This is a genomic window from Clostridium beijerinckii, from assembly GCF_018223745.1.
Classification (GTDB): domain Bacteria; phylum Bacillota; class Clostridia; order Clostridiales; family Clostridiaceae; genus Clostridium; species Clostridium beijerinckii.
Window position 1 is genome coordinate 1,279,029 of record NZ_CP073653.1, and the last position, 18,234, is coordinate 1,297,262.

General features: G+C 30.2%; 21 protein-coding genes and 1 pseudogene. All 22 read left to right on the forward strand.

Annotated features, from left to right (window positions below; genetic code table 11):
• The first annotated feature begins 73 nt into the window (after positions 1–73).
• The 22 genes and pseudogenes from KEC93_RS05850 to KEC93_RS05950 all read left to right on the forward strand — a co-directional run bounded on the left by KEC93_RS05850 (position 74) and on the right by KEC93_RS05950 (position 18,228).
• Positions 74–1,120: a GHMP family kinase ATP-binding protein gene (locus tag KEC93_RS05850; protein WP_077868881.1), complete on the forward strand. Its 1,047-nt coding sequence runs from the start codon at positions 74–76 to the stop codon at positions 1,118–1,120.
• A gap of 49 nt (positions 1,121–1,169) precedes the next feature.
• A complete protein-coding gene (gene gmhB / locus KEC93_RS05855) occupies positions 1,170–2,444 on the forward strand; it encodes a D-glycero-beta-D-manno-heptose 1,7-bisphosphate 7-phosphatase (RefSeq protein WP_077868880.1) in 1,275 nt (424 codons plus the stop codon).
• Between the two features lie 44 nt (positions 2,445–2,488).
• A complete protein-coding gene (locus KEC93_RS05860) occupies positions 2,489–3,142 on the forward strand; it encodes a D-sedoheptulose-7-phosphate isomerase (RefSeq protein WP_077868879.1) in 654 nt (217 codons plus the stop codon).
• A 14-nt stretch (positions 3,143–3,156) separates the two neighbouring features.
• Entirely contained in the window at positions 3,157–3,903 is a 747-nt protein-coding gene (locus KEC93_RS05865) for a WecB/TagA/CpsF family glycosyltransferase (RefSeq protein ID WP_077868878.1), read from the forward strand.
• 55 nt (positions 3,904–3,958) lie between these two features.
• Positions 3,959–5,050 (forward strand): glycosyltransferase, encoded by a 1,092-nt coding sequence (locus KEC93_RS05870; RefSeq protein WP_238892881.1) that lies wholly within the window; start codon positions 3,959–3,961, stop codon positions 5,048–5,050.
• A 5-nt stretch (positions 5,051–5,055) separates the two neighbouring features.
• Positions 5,056–5,226 carry a hypothetical protein gene (locus KEC93_RS05875; protein WP_172462739.1) on the forward strand — a complete coding sequence of 57 codons (171 nt, stop codon included), beginning with the start codon at positions 5,056–5,058 and terminating at the stop codon, positions 5,224–5,226.
• 6 nt (positions 5,227–5,232) lie between these two features.
• Entirely contained in the window at positions 5,233–5,400 is a 168-nt protein-coding gene (locus KEC93_RS05880) for an LbetaH domain-containing protein (protein ID WP_173696061.1), read from the forward strand.
• 3 nt (positions 5,401–5,403) lie between these two features.
• The gene (locus tag KEC93_RS26660) at positions 5,404–5,535 is read left to right on the forward strand and encodes an LbetaH domain-containing protein (protein WP_274597742.1); all 132 of its coding nucleotides are present in this window, start codon (positions 5,404–5,406) and stop codon (positions 5,533–5,535) included.
• The gene (locus KEC93_RS05885; RefSeq protein WP_077868877.1) at positions 5,528–6,145 is read left to right on the forward strand and encodes an acyltransferase; all 618 of its coding nucleotides are present in this window, start codon (positions 5,528–5,530) and stop codon (positions 6,143–6,145) included. Before KEC93_RS26660 ends, KEC93_RS05885 begins: the two co-directional genes overlap by 8 nt.
• 27 nt (positions 6,146–6,172) lie before the next feature.
• Entirely contained in the window at positions 6,173–6,889 is a 717-nt protein-coding gene (locus KEC93_RS05890) for a glycosyltransferase family 32 protein (protein ID WP_077868876.1), read from the forward strand.
• A gap of 319 nt (positions 6,890–7,208) precedes the next feature.
• Positions 7,209–8,021, forward strand: a complete 813-nt coding sequence (locus KEC93_RS05895) for an O-antigen ligase family protein (RefSeq protein WP_172462738.1) — start codon at positions 7,209–7,211, stop codon at positions 8,019–8,021.
• Entirely contained in the window at positions 8,018–8,548 is a 531-nt protein-coding gene (locus tag KEC93_RS05900) for an acyltransferase (RefSeq protein WP_238892882.1), read from the forward strand. The genes KEC93_RS05895 and KEC93_RS05900 overlap by 4 nt, the downstream gene beginning before the upstream one ends.
• A 201-nt stretch (positions 8,549–8,749) precedes the next feature.
• Positions 8,750–10,201, forward strand: a complete 1,452-nt coding sequence (locus KEC93_RS05905) for a lipopolysaccharide biosynthesis protein (protein WP_111944707.1) — start codon at positions 8,750–8,752, stop codon at positions 10,199–10,201.
• 82 nt (positions 10,202–10,283) lie between these two features.
• Positions 10,284–11,492 carry a CDP-glycerol glycerophosphotransferase family protein gene (locus tag KEC93_RS05910; RefSeq protein ID WP_077868873.1) on the forward strand — a complete coding sequence of 403 codons (1,209 nt, stop codon included), beginning with the start codon at positions 10,284–10,286 and terminating at the stop codon, positions 11,490–11,492.
• 360 nt (positions 11,493–11,852) lie between these two features.
• Positions 11,853–12,563, forward strand: a complete 711-nt coding sequence (locus KEC93_RS05915) for an IspD/TarI family cytidylyltransferase (RefSeq protein WP_077868872.1) — start codon at positions 11,853–11,855, stop codon at positions 12,561–12,563.
• Positions 12,564–12,607: 44 nt separating this feature from the next.
• On the forward strand, positions 12,608–13,654 hold the full coding sequence (locus KEC93_RS05920) for an NAD-dependent epimerase/dehydratase family protein (protein ID WP_077868871.1): 1,047 nt from the start codon (positions 12,608–12,610) through the stop codon (positions 13,652–13,654).
• Positions 13,655–13,916: 262 nt separating this feature from the next.
• Positions 13,917–14,779 (forward strand): annotated as a pseudogene (galU, locus tag KEC93_RS05925) (UTP--glucose-1-phosphate uridylyltransferase GalU).
• A gap of 158 nt (positions 14,780–14,937) precedes the next feature.
• The gene (locus KEC93_RS05930; protein WP_077868870.1) at positions 14,938–15,186 is read left to right on the forward strand and encodes a DUF4160 domain-containing protein; all 249 of its coding nucleotides are present in this window, start codon (positions 14,938–14,940) and stop codon (positions 15,184–15,186) included.
• A gap of 5 nt (positions 15,187–15,191) precedes the next feature.
• Positions 15,192–15,461 (forward strand): DUF2442 domain-containing protein, encoded by a 270-nt coding sequence (locus KEC93_RS05935; RefSeq protein WP_077868869.1) that lies wholly within the window; start codon positions 15,192–15,194, stop codon positions 15,459–15,461.
• 236 nt (positions 15,462–15,697) lie between these two features.
• Positions 15,698–16,393: a Fic family protein gene (locus KEC93_RS05940; protein ID WP_077868868.1), complete on the forward strand. Its 696-nt coding sequence runs from the start codon at positions 15,698–15,700 to the stop codon at positions 16,391–16,393.
• A 168-nt stretch (positions 16,394–16,561) separates the two neighbouring features.
• On the forward strand, positions 16,562–17,101 hold the full coding sequence (locus tag KEC93_RS05945) for a Uma2 family endonuclease (protein WP_017210825.1): 540 nt from the start codon (positions 16,562–16,564) through the stop codon (positions 17,099–17,101).
• A 155-nt stretch (positions 17,102–17,256) separates the two neighbouring features.
• Positions 17,257–18,228: an Rpn family recombination-promoting nuclease/putative transposase gene (locus KEC93_RS05950; RefSeq protein ID WP_111944706.1), complete on the forward strand. Its 972-nt coding sequence runs from the start codon at positions 17,257–17,259 to the stop codon at positions 18,226–18,228.
• Positions 18,229–18,234: the final 6 nt, after the last annotated feature.

The window sequence follows — 18,234 nt, forward strand, 5'->3', positions numbered from 1 at the left end:
ATGAAAATAGATGTGATGTAACTTGCGCAGATATTGATAAAATATATGTTGGAAATAGGGGGAGAATAAACTAATGATTATAACAAAAACGCCTTTTAGAATGTCTTTCTTTGGGGGAGGAACAGATTTTTCTGGATTCTATAATGAACATGGAGGAGCAGTGATTTCTACTACATTTGATAAATATTGCTATGTAAATGTCAGACATTTGCCAAGATTTTTCGATTATTCTAATGAACTTTCCTATTCAAGAATAGAGCGTGTAAATTCTATAGAAAATATAGAACATCCTGCCATAAGAGAAGCAATGAAATTTTTAGATATGCATGAAATTCGCCTTACTTACGAAGCGGACCTTCCTGCTCGTTCTGGATTAGGGACTAGCAGTTCGTTCGCAGTAGGGATGCTAAACGCATTCTATGGACTAAAAGGAAAATATGCAGATAAAAAAAAGCTTGCTGATGAGGCAATATATCTAGAAAGAGTGCTATGTCAAGAAAGTGGAGGAATCCAAGATCAAATTGCAGCTTCTTTTGGGGGATTTAATAGAATTGATTTTAGAGCAGATGGATATACAGTGAATCCTATAATTATTTCAGCTGATAAAAAGAGGCACCTGAATGATAATTTGATGCTTTTTTTTACTGGATTCTCAAGATTCTCGTCTGATATCTCAAAAATTCAAGAAAGCACAATGAAAGATAAGAGTAAACAATTATTGGAAATGTTAAGCTTGGTTGATGATGCAGAGGAAATTCTGACATCTAAAAGTGATTTGAATGAATTTGGAAGGCTACTTGATTATACATGGAAATTAAAGCGTGGAATTACTAACAAGATTTCGAATGATTCTATCGATAATCTATATGCAAAAGCTATAGAAGCAGGAGCAATTGGTGGAAAATTACTTGGAGCTGGAGGAGGAGGATTTTTATTATTTTATGTTGAACAAGATAAGCAGCAAAAAGTTAAAGATGCTATGAAAGATTTATTGTATGTTCCGTTTGAATTCGAAAATAATGGAACTAGTATCATTCACTATACATCTGAATCATATGTGCTAAAAGAGAAAACAATAGATAACTCACAGCAATTTGTGGCAGCGGATTCTAGTTTTTAAAGTGAGTTTATTTGAAAATAAATATAAAAGAAATTTGAGGATATGTATTATGAAAATAGTTATTATGGCTGGAGGGAAAGGAACTAGAATAGCATCAATTAATTCAGAAGTTCCAAAACCTATGATTCCAATTTTAAATAAACCAATTCTTGAATATCAAATGGAATGTTTTAGAAATCAAGGTTTTACAGATATAATTTTAGTTGTAGGTCATCTTGGAAGTGTAATTAAGGATTACTTTGGGGATGGAAGTAAGATATCATCAGCTACAGGAAAGTCATTTGGTGTCCATATCAAATACGTAGAAGAAAAAGAGCCACTTGGAACAGCTGGAGCTTTATATTTGTTAAAAGAAAAGCTTACAGAAGATTTCCTGTTAGTAAATGGAGATATTATTTTTGATGTTGATATAAAGAAATTTTATAAATTTCATAAGGATAAAGGTGGATCGGCAACTTTATTTACACACCCTAATAACCATCCTTATGATAGTGGAATTATTGTAGCTGATAGCAATGAGAAAGTAATTAATTGGCTTCACAAGGAGGATAAGAGATTTTGGTACAAGAATCGTGTTAATGCTGGACTTCATATGTTTTCGGTAAATATTCTTAAAACATTTAAAGACTTAAAAAAAATGGATTTGGATAGGGAAGTATTGAAACCTCTTATTTCATCTGGAGAACTTTTTGTTTATGATTCACCAGAGTATGTGAAAGATATGGGGACTCCAGATAGATTTTATTCTGTAATTGAAGACATTAAAACTGGAAAAGTGAAAGGAAAGAACTTATTACATAAACAAAGAGCAGTATTTTTGGATAGGGATGGTACTATAAATAGATATGTGGGATTTCTAAAGAATATTGATGATCTTGAGTTGATTGATGGTGTGGACGAGGCTATCAAGAAGATCAATGAAAAAGGATACCTTGCTATTGTGGTTACTAATCAGCCTGTAATAGCACGAGGAGAGGTTAGTATTCAGGAGCTTGAAGAAATACATAATAAAATGGAGACACTTCTAGGTGAAAGCGGAGCTTATATAGATGATATCTTCTTCTGTCCTCACCATCCAGATAAAGGGTTTGATGGTGAGAAAACTGAATATAAAATTATTTGTGATTGTAGAAAGCCTGAGCCTGGGATGCTTTTAAGTGCTGCTAAAAAATATAATATTGATCTTTCAAAGTCATGGATGGTTGGAGACAGTGAAAGTGATATGAAGGCAGGTATAAGCGCAGGTTGTAATGTTGTTTTAATAGGTAAGAGTGATATTTATACGAATTATGAAACATTAAATAAATTTGTAGATAATATTTAGATCTATATTTCAGAAGTTAAAACGTGAAATGAAGGAGATTAATAATGGGAACTTTGGATGATAGATTAACTGGACATATAAAATTGTTAATAAAGAGATATCCAGTATTAGAAATTATTAAGGCTGAAATTATTGAAGCATATTGTGCGCTTGAGGAGTTATATAAAAATGGAGGGAAATTACTAATTGCTGGTAATGGTGGAAGTGCAGCTGATGCTGATCATATTGTTGGTGAATTGATGAAAGGCTTCAAGAAGAAAAGAAAAATTTCTGATGAGTTTTCCAAAAAACTTATAGATATTGACGATGTAATGGGCAAAAAGCTAGCAGAAAAATTACAAGATGGATTGCCAGCTATTGCCTTAAATAATCACGCGGCGCTTGCAACAGCTTATCTCAATGATGTTGATGGTATTTTATGTTTCGCACAACAAGTTAATGGCTATGGGAAAAAAGGAGATGTTTTTTTAGGCATATCTACGTCTGGTAATTCAGAAAATGTTTATTATGCAGCAATTACGGCTAGAGCTAAAGGAATGAAAGTTATAGGACTTACAGGTAAAGACGGTGGAAAACTTAAAAGTATATCAGATGTATTAATAACGGTACCTGAATATGAAACCTATATGATTCAAGAATTACATTTGCCAGTATATCATTGCTTGTGTCTAATGCTCGAAGAAAAATTTTTTGAATAGGATATTAGGAGAATATGAATAATAGTAAAATTAAATTTTTAAATACGTATGTAAATAACGTATCCATGAAAGAAACTTTAAGTTACATAGAAAATTGCATTAAAGAAGATAGTAAAAAGTCATACATTATAGCGGTGAATGTTGACGTAATAATCAAAATAGAAAATGATAGCTATCTAAAGGAAATAGCAGATAATGCTGATATGGTTCTTATGGATGGAAAACCACTTGTTTGGATATCTAGCTTGTTAAAAACTCCGGTAAAAGAAAAAATATCAGGTTCTGATTTAGTTCCATTAGTTTGTGAAATGGCAGCAAATAAAGGGTATACAATGTTTTTTATAGGTGGAAAAGAAGGTATTGCAGACCAAGCTAAAGTTAGACTTGAAAAGCAGTATCCACAAATTAAAATAGTAGGAACGTATGCGCCAAAATTTGGATTTGAAAAAAGTGAAGAAGAGCTAAATAAAATTAATCGTATGATTTCTGATGTGAAACCAGATATTCTAGTTGTTTGCTTTGGATGTCCTAAGCAGGAAAAATTTATTTATGAGAACATAGATAAATATGATGCTAAAATTTCAATCTGTGCAGGGGCAACTATTGATTTTCTTGCGGGAAATATTAGTAGAGCTCCACAATGGATGAGTAATAATGGGTTGGAATGGTTTTATAGATTCATGCAAGAGCCTAAAAGGTTATTTAGACGTTATTTTGTTGACGATACGAAAATATTTAAACTTATATGGAAATATAGATAAAGATGGTTAAGATTAAATACAAGTCTTATCATAATAGAAAGATAGAGGTTTTGTGGTGAAAGAGCGGAAAAATATATTGTATTTCACAAGAACTATGAATTTAGGTGGGACTGAAAAAGTTGTCTTACAATTATGTGAAATTATGAAATCTGAAGCAGATAAAATTGTAGTTTGCTCTTGTGGAGGAGTAAATGTTGAAAATCTTAATAAAATGAATATTAAACATTACAATATTCCTGACATTGATAAAAAAGATATTAGAACTATTTTGACTGTTTTAAAAAAGATATCGATGATAATAAAGGAAGAAAACATAAATATTGTGCACACCCATCATCGTATGGCAGCATTTTATACTAGAATTATTGGGTTTACTAGAAATTTTATATTTATAAATAACTCTCACAATACTTTTTATGATAAAAAATTGTTAACAAAGTTTTCTTTGGGAAAAGCAAATATTGTAGCTGTAGGAAACAAAGTAAAAGATAATCTTTGTGATTTTTATGGTATTTCAAAATTTAATATTGAAGTTATACATAATGCTGTTGAACCGTTTGAAGATCAGATTGAGCCTATAGAAATACTAAAAAAGTATAAAAGAGACGGTTATGCATTGGTGGGGAATATTGGAAGGATATCTGAGCAAAAAGGTATGGAATATTTTGTTAGAACTATTCCTTTAGTTTTGGAAAAATATAAAAAAACAAAATTCTTTATTATTGGAGATGGTGAAGATAAAGGGAAGATAAAAACTCTTATATCGGAACTTCATGTGGAAGATTATGTGGTTCTTTTGGGATATAGAAATGACATACAAAATGTAATGAGTCAACTTGATTTAATTGTTTTAAGTTCTCTTTGGGAGGGACTTCCGCTTACACCAATAGAAGCTTTCTCAGTTGCAAAACCCATTGTTGCTACTGCGGTTGATGGTACTGTGGAGATTATTGATGATGATGTGAATGGAATTTTGGTAGGACCTAAAGATATTAAGGAACTAGCAGATGCAATTATAAGTATCTTTAAATTTCCGGAAAGAACAGAAATGTTTAAAATTAATGCCTTAAAAAAATATAATGAAGAATTTAGTTATGAAATCTTAAAGGATAGATATATAAAATATTATAAGAGATTAATGGAGTGAATTTTATGAATAAAGTTGCTAAGTGCATTTATTATGCAATTGTATTATTCGGTAATGTTGTTGTTAATAAAATACCAAGCAGACATGTTAGAAAATATTTTTACAGAGCCCTTGGATCAAAGATTGGAAAAGGAACGGTTATATGTAGAAGAGCTGATATTTTGTATGCAAATTGATTAGATTTGGATGAAAATATAGCTATTGGATGGTTTGTGCATTTAGATGCTAGAGCAGGAATAAAAGTAGCACATAATTGTAATATTTCAAGTTATTCAAAATTTATTACGAGAAGCCATGATATCGATGATACTATGTTTACTGCTGAATTTAAACCTAGTACTATAGGATAGAATGTGTGGATTGGTACTGGAGTTACTGTGCTTCATGGGGTAAATGTTGGATATGGAGCGGTTATAGTAGCTGGTGCAGTTGTAATGAAAGACATTCCACCTTTTGAAATTTTGGAGGACATGCTAAATGAATAGAGAAGAGAAACAAAGATTTAATGTACAAAGTGGGGAAAATATCATTTCTGTATTAATGAAATGTGTAAAATGGAGTTTAAGCCTTGTTAGATTGCTAAGAATAAAACTAATATATGGTAAAAAAATAGAATTCAACTTATTTCAGGGTAAGCCAGTATATATAGGCAAGAATTGTAGGTTCATAATAATTGGATGTGGTAAGATAATAATGCATAATGATGTGTATTTTGATGATTATTGCACTGTGCTGGCCGATAATGGACGTATTGTTATTAGAAAGGATACATATTTTAATACTTTCAGCCGTTTAATATCAAAAGGTGAGATAACCATAGGTCAGGGGTGTATGTTTGGCTCTAATGTGTCAGTATATGACCATGACCATGATATTTCGTTGGGAGTTAAAGAATCTTGTGAAAAATATTCTGTGAAGCCAGTAAGAATTGGTGAATATGTCTGGTGTGGTACTAATGTAGTTGTAACAAAAGGAATAACAATTGGATGTAATTGTGTCATTGGTGCAAATTCAGTTGTTACTAAAAATCTTAAATCAAATGCCTTATATGTTGGAAATCCAACGGTATATAAAAAAAGTATAAATTCTAATTGATGGATAGGAAGAATAGGTGAAAATAACATGATACCAAAAGTAATTCATTATTGTTGGTTTGGAGGTAAACATCTTCCAAATGATGTTGAAAAATGTAAAGAATCTTGGAGAAAATATTGTCCAGACTATAAAATAATACAGTGGGATGAAAAAAATTTTGATTTGAATAGTTCCCCTTTTGTAAAAAGTGCTTATGAAGCAAAAGCGTGGGCTTTTGTTTCAGACTATGCTAGATTGAAGATAATTTATGAGAATGGAGGAATCTATTTAGACACTGATGTAGAACTTTTAAAAAGCCTCGATCAATTGCTTAATTATGAGTGTTACATAGGTGTTCAGCAGTGCGAACATCTATGTAACACTGGATTAGGTTTCGGGGCAGAACCACACAATCCGGTAGTACTTGCGATGCTAAAACAATATGACGGACTAATGTATTCAGAAGAAAATAAAATAAATATGGCATGCCCATATTTAAATTCAAAAGTGTTTTTTTATGCTGGATATAAGTATAGTGATGACATCCAAAGAGTTGATAATGCAGTGATATTCCCGCCGCTATACTTTGATCCTGCTGCGCCTGGAAAAGACATGAGAAATTTAAAGTGTAATGAAACCATTTCAATACATCATTATAGTGCTTCCTGGATGGGGAAAAAGACAAGAATTAGGAGAAGCATAATTCGTATGATAGGTCAAGAAAGAATTAATCATTTTAAGAGGATAATAAGGTATGGTAGGTAACAAATATTCTATAAGGATAGTACTAAAAAATATATGGTTATATTTTATTTTTATACCATTTTTGTATCCGAGAGGGTTTTCTGAAATAAATGAAGGCTATAAATTATTCTTTACAATATGGATATGGATAGCGGTATTGTTAATATTAAGCCAATTTTTTTTGAGATGCATCAAAGAAGGCTGCAAATTTAACAATAAAAAATTTATGATATCTCTCTATTTTTTATTAGCAATTATAATTACTTGGGTCAAAAGAGGAACAATTGGGAGTGGTTTACAGCAGATGATTGCAGCACCCGCCTTATGCATTTTTTTCTCAATGAATTTTGAAGAAGATGGGATAAAAATTATTAATAGCATAGTTAATATATTGTTTGTTAATTTCATTATTAATTTAGTTGCATTTAGATCAATATTTTTTGCATATGAACACATTGTTTTCTTAGGCCATGTCCAAACTATATCACAGTTTGGAACATTGGCACTTTATTTTGGATCTTTACAATTCTTATTAGATAAAAATCGGAGAATTAAGGCAGTTTTTTTTATCATAATTTCATTAATAACAATGTTTACTGGAGATGCTGATTCTGCTAGAGTTGCAGCAATTATTATGATTGTTGTTGGTATGATGTATAAATTCAAAATATATCATTTGCTATGGTTTAAATCTAAATGGTATGTTTTTGCTTTTTGGGGGTTAAGCGTTTTTATAGTGTATACTGTGTCAGGAAATAATATTTTTGTAAATATTATAGACAACAGTACTTTTAGTGGAAGAAATTTTGTTTGGAAAAACGCTCTGGAACTTTTTTGTAATAGCCCATATTTTGGATATGGAATTGATGGGGCATTAATAACAACTTTTTGGAGTACTGGGATGAATTATGCGCACAATCAGATTGTTCAGAATTTAATCGATGGTGGAGTTGTATTATGTATATCCTTTTGGATTATGATGATTGAATTTTCTTCATATATAGACAGAATTCAGTTGAAAAAATATAAAGTTCTGGCTAATGGAACGTTAATTACATTCCTCGCTATTATGATAACTGACAGTACAACACTATATTGTTATATGTTTTTATTTCTATCATCTTTGTTTGGACTATATAGATTAGTAGATTGAGAGAAAATGAAAGGAAATTGAAAATGAGTATATTCAGGAAAATAATTTTTGAGTTTAATAAAATATATTATCCGTGGAAAATTAGAAAAACAGCAAAATTTTATAGAGGAAAACTGTATGTTGGCGGGAAAAGTTATGTGACTGGTAATACAATATTGGGAGATAATGTATGCTTTAACGGCATGGCGATTTCTGGAAAGGGCGAGGTGAATATAGGAGATAACTTCCACTCAGGGCCTGGATGTCAAATTATTACTTCGTTTCATAATTATGAAGGTAATGCAATTCCATATGATGATACATTTATAGATAAAGATGTAATAATTGGAGACAATGTGTGGCTCGGAAATAATGTAATCATTTTGGGAGGAGTAACTATAGGAGAAGGTGCCATTATTCAGGCGGGGAGCGTGGTATGTAAAAATATACCTCCATATGCAATTGCAGGCGGACATCCTGCAATTTCTTTTAAATATAGGGATAAGGATCATTATAATAAACTCAAAAAAGAGGAAAGGTTCCATTAAATTATAAGTATTATTTAAAAAGTAGTTTAGGAACTTGATTTCTGAAGTATAGTTGATAAATGTATTATAATTGGGATGATACTACCTTTGAAATATGAGGTGATTTGTGATTGCGCTTAGAGCTTGAGGTTTATGAAAACAATAGGAGAAAAGATTAAAGAATATAAATATGATGATATATAGGAGCTTACGGATTAGAAAATGAGAGAAAAAATAATAAGATTAATTAAAAAATATGAGGGACTTTCTGAACCTGTTAAGGCCTCATTTTGGTTTACAATATGCAATGTTCTTAATAAAGGAATTGCGTTACTTGCAACTCCTATATTTACTAGAATGCTGACTACTGAGCAGTATGGAGATTATACAGTATTTCAGTCTTGGTATGGCATTCTTATAATTTTTGGGACATGTAATCTTTTTATTGGTGTGTATGGTAAAGGACTAGTTGAATTTGATAAAGATAAAGATAAATATACATCTTCATTATTAGCATTGACTACAGTTATTACTATAGTCACGTTAGTTATTTATGCTCTTAATATTGATTTTTGGACACGTTTTTTGGGTTTATCGCCAATTATTATGACAGCTATGTTTATTCAGCTTTTTACCATGCCAGCGTATGAGTTTTGGACAACAAAATTGAGATTTGAATATAAATATAAAGCATTGATTGGAACAAGTATTGGCATGTCAGTGATGAGTATACTCATTTCTGTTATTGCAGTTTTGTCAACAAGTTATAAATTAGAAGCAAGAGTATATTCTGATGTTTTTGTTAAGGCTGTTGTGGGAATTTTTATCTTTGTTTTGCTAGTTTTAAGAGGAAAAAAATTATTTCACAAAAAATATTGGAAATATGCTTTAGTATTTAATATCCCTTTAATCCCACATTTCTTATCTACAATGATATTGAACCAGTCAGATAGGATTATGATTAAGAATATGGTTGATGCTTCATCTGCCGCAATGTATGGGATTGCATATGTAATCGGAACAGTTGTTTTATTGGTTACTAATGCGATTAATAATTCCTTCACGCCATATACTTATCAAGCGTTAAAAGAAAATAATTTTTGTGGTATAAAAAAGAATGCCAATACATTACTTATACTTGCGGCAAGTATGGTTTGCGTATCAATCATTTTTGCACCAGAAATAATATATATATTTGCTGGAAGTAATTACTATGAGGCAATTGGGGTAATACCGCCAGTATCAGCATCTGTATTTTTCATATTCATGTACTCTTTGTTTAGTAACATTGAATACTATTATAAAAAGACAACATATATTTCAATATCTAGTATTATATGTGCAATCATTAATGTTGTATTGAATTACTTATTTATTCCAAGATTTGGTTACTATGCAGCTGGATATACAACGCTTGTTTGCTATATTCTTTATGCTACTATACATTTTCTTTTTTGTTATAGTATTTTGAAGCAAAAAAATATTAGATTAACAGATATTTTTGACATTAAGCGATATGTGTTTATTACATTTTTTGTTTTAGTTGTTATGATGATAATGGTAATAATTTATAAATACATGATAATTAGATATTCAATTTTACTTAGTGCTTTATTTATTGCTTGGATAAAAAAGGAATGGATTATTAAAGAAATTAAAGATATCCAAAGATAACATTTATTTTTTTATTAATGAATATGCGATTGGTAATATGTGGTTAATAAATGTAAATCATTAAAGAAAGGAAAGTACGTTGATGAAATTATTTCACTACATTAAAGATAAAGGAATCAAAAGAATGGTGCAAGTTCTTTATGAGTATAAGATTCAAATAGCATTTACTAAATTGTGCAGTATTTTTACTAAGAATAAAGCATTGAAGAATATTATCATTATTGAGAGTCACAATGATTTTGATTGTAATGGTGGCGCATTTTATAACTATTTGATTGATAATGGGTTTAATAGAGATTATAAAATTATTTGGTTGTTAAAACATGATAAACCAGATCGACTTCCCCAAAATGTAGAATGCTTTTTTTTACATAAGCCAAGTCTTAAAAAAGCTTACTATATTTGCATGGCAAAGTATCTGCTATCTGATAATACGATTACTGATAAAGTACGTTCGGATCAAAAATCGTTCTATTTTACACATGGTGCTATTAGTTTAAAAGAAACCCAAGGTTTGTGTGATATACCATCTTCAGTTGATTATGTATTGTCACCATCTAAGAATTATGATTCGATTTTGTCACGCGAGTTGTCTATGTCATATCCAAATGATAGGATGATTCACATGGGATATCCATCAGAAGACGTTTATTTTAAAAACATTACAGATGAATTTAGTAAGATTACAGATGGTAAATATAATAAAAAAATATTATGGATGCCTACATTTAGAAAAGGGGGGGGATATAAGCGAGTTGACAGTGATGCAGAGTTGCCTTTTGGTATTCCGATGATTGATAGTGTTGAAATGTTTGAAAAGCTTGATAGGATTTTGAATAAATTTGGGGTGATTTTAGTAATAAAGATACATCCGATGCAGGATTTAGAGACAATTGCTAACTTAAGTGAGACTCCTAATATCAAAATTTTGACGGGGATTACAGTAAAGGAGTTAATGATCGATAATTATAGACTTATGGCAAATGTAGATGCGTTGATTAGTGATTATTCGGCATCGGCTTTTTCATATTTGTTAATGAATCGTCCCATTGGTTTTGTTTTATCAGATTTAAAAGATTATAAATTGGGATTATGCGTTGATAATGTAGAGGATTATCTGGTTGGAGATAAAATCTTTACATTTAATGACATGATTAAATTTATTGAAAATGTTGCTTCTAATAATGATGTATTCAAGGATAGGCGCAGTAAGCTGATTAAATGGTTATATAAGTATCAAGATGGTAATAGTTGTAGAAGATTGGTTGAATTTATGGGGTTACGAAAATGAAAATTGCATTATTATTAAATAAGTAAATGATCTTTCTGAACACGTAAAAGCATCATTCTTATATAAGGAATATCAAGAAGAGCTCACTTCATCCCTTTTGATATTATCAACCGTTATCTCATTCACAAGAGTTTCAGTCATCTGCCGAATTATGTGGAAAGATTAGAAATATATAATAATAGTTATTTACCAAAAAATACAGTATCAAATCAATGTTTAGTGTAGTTTGTATTTTAAGTAAATAGTTTATAGGATATAATTGTGATACTTGGTTGCAACATTATTTGCATTTAAATACCACATGATTTTAAAGAAAAATGTTTCAAAATAAATTAATTTATAAGAAAAGAGGAAATATTTATGAATATAGCATTATTAACTGCTGGTGGTATTGGAACTAGAGCACATCAGGATATACCAAAGCAATTTATACATGTTGAAAATAAGCCAATTATCATTTATACAATGGAAGCCTTTCAAAAGCATCCTAGCATTGATGCTATTATTGTTGTTGGATTATCTGCATGGATAGAAATTTTATGGGCTTATGCAAAACAATTTAATATAACAAAATTAAAGTGGGTTGTTGAAGGCGGGAAGACTGGCCAAGAATCAATAAAAAATGGTCTTATGGAATTAAGCAAGCATTGTAATATTGATGATGTAGTATTAGTACATGATGGAAATAGACCATTTGTATCTCAAGATATTATTACGGATTCGTTGATTAAACATAAGCGATATGGATCTGCTATTGCATCAATACCATGTACTGAAGCGGTTTTTCAAAGTGAAGATGGTATTGAATCGGAAAATACAATTCCGAGAGAAAAACTATATAGAACACAGACACCTCATGTTTATAAATTAGGTAAGTTGTTATGGGCTCATGAAGAAGCTGAAAAGAGAGGTATTATAAATACAGCTGCTTCTTGTTCTCTTATGAATGCACTTGGTGAAAAAATTTATTTTTCATTGGGATCTGAAAAAAATATTAAAATTACAACAGTTGAGGATATTGAAATCTTCAAAGCGCTTTTACATTCAAATAATGATGCATGGATCAAATAGTAAAAATTATATTACTTTTATAATAATAAGGAAGGAATATAAATATGGAATATAATGATAAGTATAATAAAAATTTACAGGAAACAATAGATAATGTTTTTAATGTTGATTTTATGAAGAATAAAAGCATATTAGTTACTGGATCCACAGGATTGATTGGCTCTGCAATTATAGATACGTTAATCTATAAAAATTGCATAGATAATTCGAATATCCATATCTATGCAGCTGGAAGAAGTAAAGATAGAATTCAACAAAGATTTAGCCAGTTTTTAGATAAAGATTTTTTTACTTCTGTTTTATATGATGCTAATAAAGAGTTGGATTTTGATTTTGATGTCGATTATATTATACATGGTGCTAGTAATGCACATCCATTAGCTTATTCAGAACAACCGGTGGAAACTATGATTAGTAATTTTTGCGGAATGAATAATTTACTGAAGTACGCTCAAGAACATAACGTACTTAGAACTTTATATATTTCATCGAGCGAAGTGTATGGTGAAAAAACTGATTCGGAATATTATAAAGAAAATGATTATGGATTTGTTAACATCCTAAATCCAAGAGCTTGTTATCCTTCAAGTAAAAGGGCGTCTGAAACTTTATGTGCAAGTTACAAAAAAGAATACGATTTAGATGTATTAGTCGTTAGGCCAGGCCATATATATGGACCAACCATGACAAATAGTGATTCAAGGGCTTCTGCTCAATTTGCAAGAAATGTAATAAATGGACAAGATATTATTATGAAGAGTGCAGGATTACAACTCCGTTCATATTGTTATGTGTTCGATTGTGTATCTGCTATATTGGCAGTCCTATTGAATGGAACATCGGGGGAAGCTTATAATATTTCAAATAGAAATTCAGTTGTAACAATAAGACAACTTGCAGAAAGCTTTGCAAATAGCTGTGATCGAAAGATTGTATTTGAAAATCCAGATGATGTGGAAATCTTGGGATATAATATGATGTCGTGCTCAGCATTGGATGCGAGCAAGTTGGAGAATCTTGGGTGGCAAGGGCTTTATGATATTGATGAAGGGGTCGGAAGAACAATCGAAATTTTAAAGGAAAATCAATAAAATGCAGCAAGTTAAGTTATGCTTGACTAACAAAGGGATCAGACCCTTGTGAAAAGTTATCAATTGTGGAGGTTGTACTAAATTAGCAAGTCGATTGCAAGCTCTCGACTAGCACCCCTGGGGGAAACAGAATTTTCCAAGTACAAGTAGTGTTGCACTAAATGAATTGTTTAGTGCAATCTTTTTGTTGAATTTAATTGTGAAATTACTCAAGTAAAAATTGAATATTATATTCATATTAAAAAATATGGGAGAAACATAAATGAATAAGAAAATAAGAAAAGCAATAATTCCAGCAGCAGGTCTTGGAACGAGATTCTTACCTGCAACTAAGGCTCAGCCAAAGGAGATGCTTCCTATAGTGGATAAGCCAACAATTCAATATATTATAGAGGAAGCGGTTGCTTCGGGTATTGATAAAATTCTAATTGTTACTGGTAGAAATAAAAAATGTATTGAAGATCATTTTGATAAATCGGTTGAACTTGAAATGGAGCTTGCAAAAAACCACAAGGATGAATTATTAGAATTAGTTAAAGATATTTCAGATATGGTTGATATTCATTATATAAGACAGAAGGAACCTAGAGGATTGGGACATGCTATTCATTGTGCTAAGAGCTTTGTAGGTAATGAACCTTTTGCGATTCTTCTATAGTATATAATGAAGGGAAACCTTGCTTAAAGCAGCTTATTGATTGTTATGATGAGTACAAAACAAGTATTTTAGGTGTTCAAAGTGTTGAACCTGAAGATGTGTGTAAGTATGGTATAGTTGATGGAATAGTAATAGAAGATAGGGTTTGCAAGGTCAAGGGATTAGTAGAAAAGCCAAGTATAGAAGATGCACCATCTAATACTGCAATACTTGGTAGATACATAGTTACTCCTGCAATATTTGAAATCTTAGAAAATACAAAACCTGGCAAGGGAAATGAAATTCAACTTACAGATGCATTGCTAGAGCTTGCTAAAAGTGAAGCTATGTATGCTTATAACTTTGAAGGAAGAAGATACGATGTTGGAGATAAGCTTGGATTTTTAGAAGCAACAGTAGAATATGCCTTAAGAAAGCCTGAAATTAAGGATGAGTTTATAGAGTATTTAAAAAATATAGTAAAATAGCAAGTGAGTCACAAGTTAATCACTAGCACCCCTGAGGGGAAACATAATTTTCCAAGTACAAGTATTGCACTAAATTAATGTTTAGTGCAATTTTTATTGTTTAAGAAAAATAGTTTATGGGATATAATATAAATAAATGAATGAATGAGGTGAACAACATGCCAGTTATTACAAGATTTTATGGGATAGTAGTAAAGATGTATCCAAATGATCATACACCACCACATTTTCATGCAATATATGGAGAATATGTTGGTGTTATAGATATAAATACATTAGAAATGATAGAAGGTGATTTATCAAATAGAGCTTTAAAATTAGTAAAAGAATGGGCTGAGAGATATCAAAAAGATTTGATAGATATGTGGAATACTAAATTATTTAGGAAGTTAGAGGGCTTAGAATAATAATTATGAATAATCCTAAAATAAAGAAAATAAAGATAGATTCTCAGCAATATATTTTAATAGTTTTATTTGATAATGGAATACTTAAAGAGATTGATTTTAAAGAAAAACTACAAAATGATTTCTACAGTGATTTAAAAAATAAGATGTTATTTGAACAAGCACAAGTTGATATTGGTGGTTATGGTGTAAGCTGGAATGAGGATATTGATATTAGTGAATATGAACTTTGGAATATTGGGAAAGTTATTAGTAATGAGTCCATTTTATTCTAGTTAGCAACCTCAGCCCTTCGGACAAGTCGCTCGCAAGCTCCCGACTAGCACCCCTGGGGGGAACAAAAATTAGCAAGTGAGTCACAAGTTCCTCACCAGCACTCCTGAGGTCCAAAAGTTTATAAGTACAAGTGTTGCACTAAGTGAAAGTTTAGTGCAATTTTTTGTTTTAAGGAAATTGGTTATAGGGTGTAATATAATTACTTTATAGACAAATTGAAAGGATGTTAAAGATAATGTTATTTGAGCGAAATGTTACATTTTCCGATGTTGTACCTCAATTAGAAATAAATAAATTAATTATATTGATAAAAAGATTATTGCCAGATGTTGTATTTAATATGGCGAGCTTAGAAGGAAATCCATTTACATATCCAGAAGTACAAACACTTTTAGATGGAATAACAATTGGAGGTCATAGATTAAGTGATGAGCAACAAGTTCTTCGTATAAAAGAAGGTTGGAATTTATTATTTGAAATAGTGAAGAAAGATAATATAACAATGGGGAAAGAACTTTTTAATGACTTCAACAAAATAATTGCAAAAGATGAAGCATTAATATGTGGGCAATTTAGAACAGGACAGGTTAGGATTGGTGGAACAGATTTTATGCCACCAAAATATGATGAATTAGAAATTATATTTGCTACTGAATTGCCACAAATTATAGATAGATGTAAGACAAAGACGGATTTAGCATTTGAAATGTTCCTATGGGGGGCGTTAAATAAATTTTATTATGATGGAAATAAGAGAACATCAAGATTAGTATGTAACTATATATTGCTTTCTAATGGTCAAGGAGTATTAAATGTTAAAGCTAAAGATAGATTAGAATTTAATACTTTGATGTTAGAATTTTATAACACTATAAAAGCAGATAATATTGTGGAGTTTTTCTATAAAAAATGTTTGGAAAGATATATATAGCAACTTCATTCTCAAGCTACCTATTAGTACTTTTAAATCACATGTATTTAATGTATATCATGTATGGTTAATAAAAAATCATGTCTGCTTTTTGTTTCATTACAATGTGATTTAGGCTATAATAAAAATATATTAGTATATAATTTATTAAATAAGGGGCTGATATAAATGCATATAGAAGAAAATAGAATGTTTACTTTAGAAGAATATGAGAAGTTACAACATAAATATAAATATAATATAGAGTTCATAAATGGAGATGTTGTTCTTCATTCTAAAACCTCTGTTAAACATAATGAGATAGTAAATAATATTCAATTTAAGCTTATGAGCTACTTAACTAATAGTAAATGTAAAGTATATACTGAGCAAATAGAATTAAAATTTCATAATGATAAGGATATAATAAATATATTTCCAGATGTATTTGTAATGTGTGAAGATGGAAAAAAAGTTGGAGAAAGCTTCGTATCTCCACCAAAGATAATATTCGAAGTGGTTTCTCCTAATTATTCAGGACATGATTATATAACCAAACTTCAAATATATCAAAGGTATGGAGTTTTAGAATATGTAATAGTTGAGCAGACAGGTGAGATGATTCAGTATAATCTGGTAGATGGCGTATTTAAGCCTTCTATAAATGAGTATTACTCCAGTAATATTTTTGAAGGATTATTTATTAAAACAGAAGAAATATTAGAATAGTTAGTTGAGTCATGTTTCACTCAAAAAAGAGTTAGAACCTTATGAAAAATTACCAATTACAAGTATTGCACTAAGTGAATTGTTTAGTGCAATTTTTTGTTTTAAGAAAATGAAATATAGTTTATAATTAAAGTAAGAAACAAGGGAGTGATATGGTGAAAGAGAATAAAGTATATCATGAACATGATGTAGGCTATAAGCACATATTTTCACATAAGGGTACTTTTTTAGAATTTTTAAGAAGTTTTACTAAAAAGGGATGGGCAGACTTAATAAAAGAAGAGGATTTAATATTAGTAGATAAATCTTATATACTTTCAGATTTTGAAGAGGAAGAATCGGATATACTTTATAGGGTAAACATAAATGGAGAAGAAGTAATATTTTATGTGTTACTAGAATTTCAATCGAAAGTAGACTTTCAAATGCCAATGAGGTTGCTGTTTTATATGACAGAAGTTTGGAGAGATGTACTAAAAAATGCGGATAAGAGTGAGGTTAAAAGAAAATCTTTTAGGCTACCAGCAGTTATCCCGATAGTGTTATACAATGGAAAAAATAAATGGACAGCAAAGACAAGTTTTAAGGAAATATTAAGTGGATATGAATTATTTGAAGATAATATATTAAACTTTAATTATATGCTATTTGATATAAATAGATATTCAGATGAAGAGCTATATAGTGTATCTAATTTAGTATCAGCAGTATTTTTATTAGATCAGGAAATGGATGAAGATGAATTAATAAGAAGACTAAGAAAATTAATATATATTCTAAAGAAAATTTCGCCGGAACAGCTTAGTGTTTTTAAGCAATGGCTCAAGAAAATAGTAAAGCCTAGATTAACTGAAGAAATGCAAAAAGAAGTTGATGAGGTATTAGATAAATCTAATCAGGAGGAGGTAGATTTTATGGTTAGCAATTTAGGAAAGACTTTAGAAAAGATGGAAAGAAAAGCAACAGAAAAAGGAATAGAAAAAGGAATAGAAAAAGGAATAGAAAAGAAAGCAAAGGAAACAGCTATAAAGGCTATAGAAATGGGAATGAATAATGAGGTTATAACTGAGTTAACAGGACTATCAAATGAAGATATAGATTTTATTAGAAAAGGACAAAGTCACTAACTGAGC

What these genes read in the sequence shown, in the direction of transcription:
- KEC93_RS05945 (WP_017210825.1), top strand. Translation starts at nt 16,562, where the DNA reads ATGCATATAGAAGAAAATAGAATGTTTACTTTAGAAGAATATGAGAAG.
- KEC93_RS05915 (WP_077868872.1), top strand. Translation starts at nt 11,853, where the DNA reads ATGAATATAGCATTATTAACTGCTGGTGGTATTGGAACTAGAGCACAT.
- KEC93_RS05935 (WP_077868869.1), top strand. Translation starts at nt 15,192, where the DNA reads ATGAATAATCCTAAAATAAAGAAAATAAAGATAGATTCTCAGCAATAT.
- KEC93_RS05895 (WP_172462738.1), top strand. Translation starts at nt 7,209, where the DNA reads ATGAATTTTGAAGAAGATGGGATAAAAATTATTAATAGCATAGTTAAT.
- gmhB (WP_077868880.1), top strand. Translation starts at nt 1,170, where the DNA reads ATGAAAATAGTTATTATGGCTGGAGGGAAAGGAACTAGAATAGCATCA.
- KEC93_RS05940 (WP_077868868.1), top strand. Translation starts at nt 15,698, where the DNA reads ATGTTATTTGAGCGAAATGTTACATTTTCCGATGTTGTACCTCAATTA.
- KEC93_RS05920 (WP_077868871.1), top strand. Translation starts at nt 12,608, where the DNA reads ATGGAATATAATGATAAGTATAATAAAAATTTACAGGAAACAATAGAT.
- KEC93_RS05860 (WP_077868879.1), top strand. Translation starts at nt 2,489, where the DNA reads ATGGGAACTTTGGATGATAGATTAACTGGACATATAAAATTGTTAATA.
- KEC93_RS05910 (WP_077868873.1), top strand. Translation starts at nt 10,284, where the DNA reads ATGAAATTATTTCACTACATTAAAGATAAAGGAATCAAAAGAATGGTG.
- KEC93_RS05885 (WP_077868877.1), top strand. Translation starts at nt 5,528, where the DNA reads ATGAATAGAGAAGAGAAACAAAGATTTAATGTACAAAGTGGGGAAAAT.
- KEC93_RS05875 (WP_172462739.1), top strand. Translation starts at nt 5,056, where the DNA reads ATGAATAAAGTTGCTAAGTGCATTTATTATGCAATTGTATTATTCGGT.
- KEC93_RS05865 (WP_077868878.1), top strand. Translation starts at nt 3,157, where the DNA reads ATGAATAATAGTAAAATTAAATTTTTAAATACGTATGTAAATAACGTA.
- KEC93_RS05930 (WP_077868870.1), top strand. Translation starts at nt 14,938, where the DNA reads ATGCCAGTTATTACAAGATTTTATGGGATAGTAGTAAAGATGTATCCA.
- KEC93_RS05850 (WP_077868881.1), top strand. Translation starts at nt 74, where the DNA reads ATGATTATAACAAAAACGCCTTTTAGAATGTCTTTCTTTGGGGGAGGA.
- KEC93_RS05905 (WP_111944707.1), top strand. Translation starts at nt 8,750, where the DNA reads ATGAGAGAAAAAATAATAAGATTAATTAAAAAATATGAGGGACTTTCT.
- KEC93_RS05890 (WP_077868876.1), top strand. Translation starts at nt 6,173, where the DNA reads ATGATACCAAAAGTAATTCATTATTGTTGGTTTGGAGGTAAACATCTT.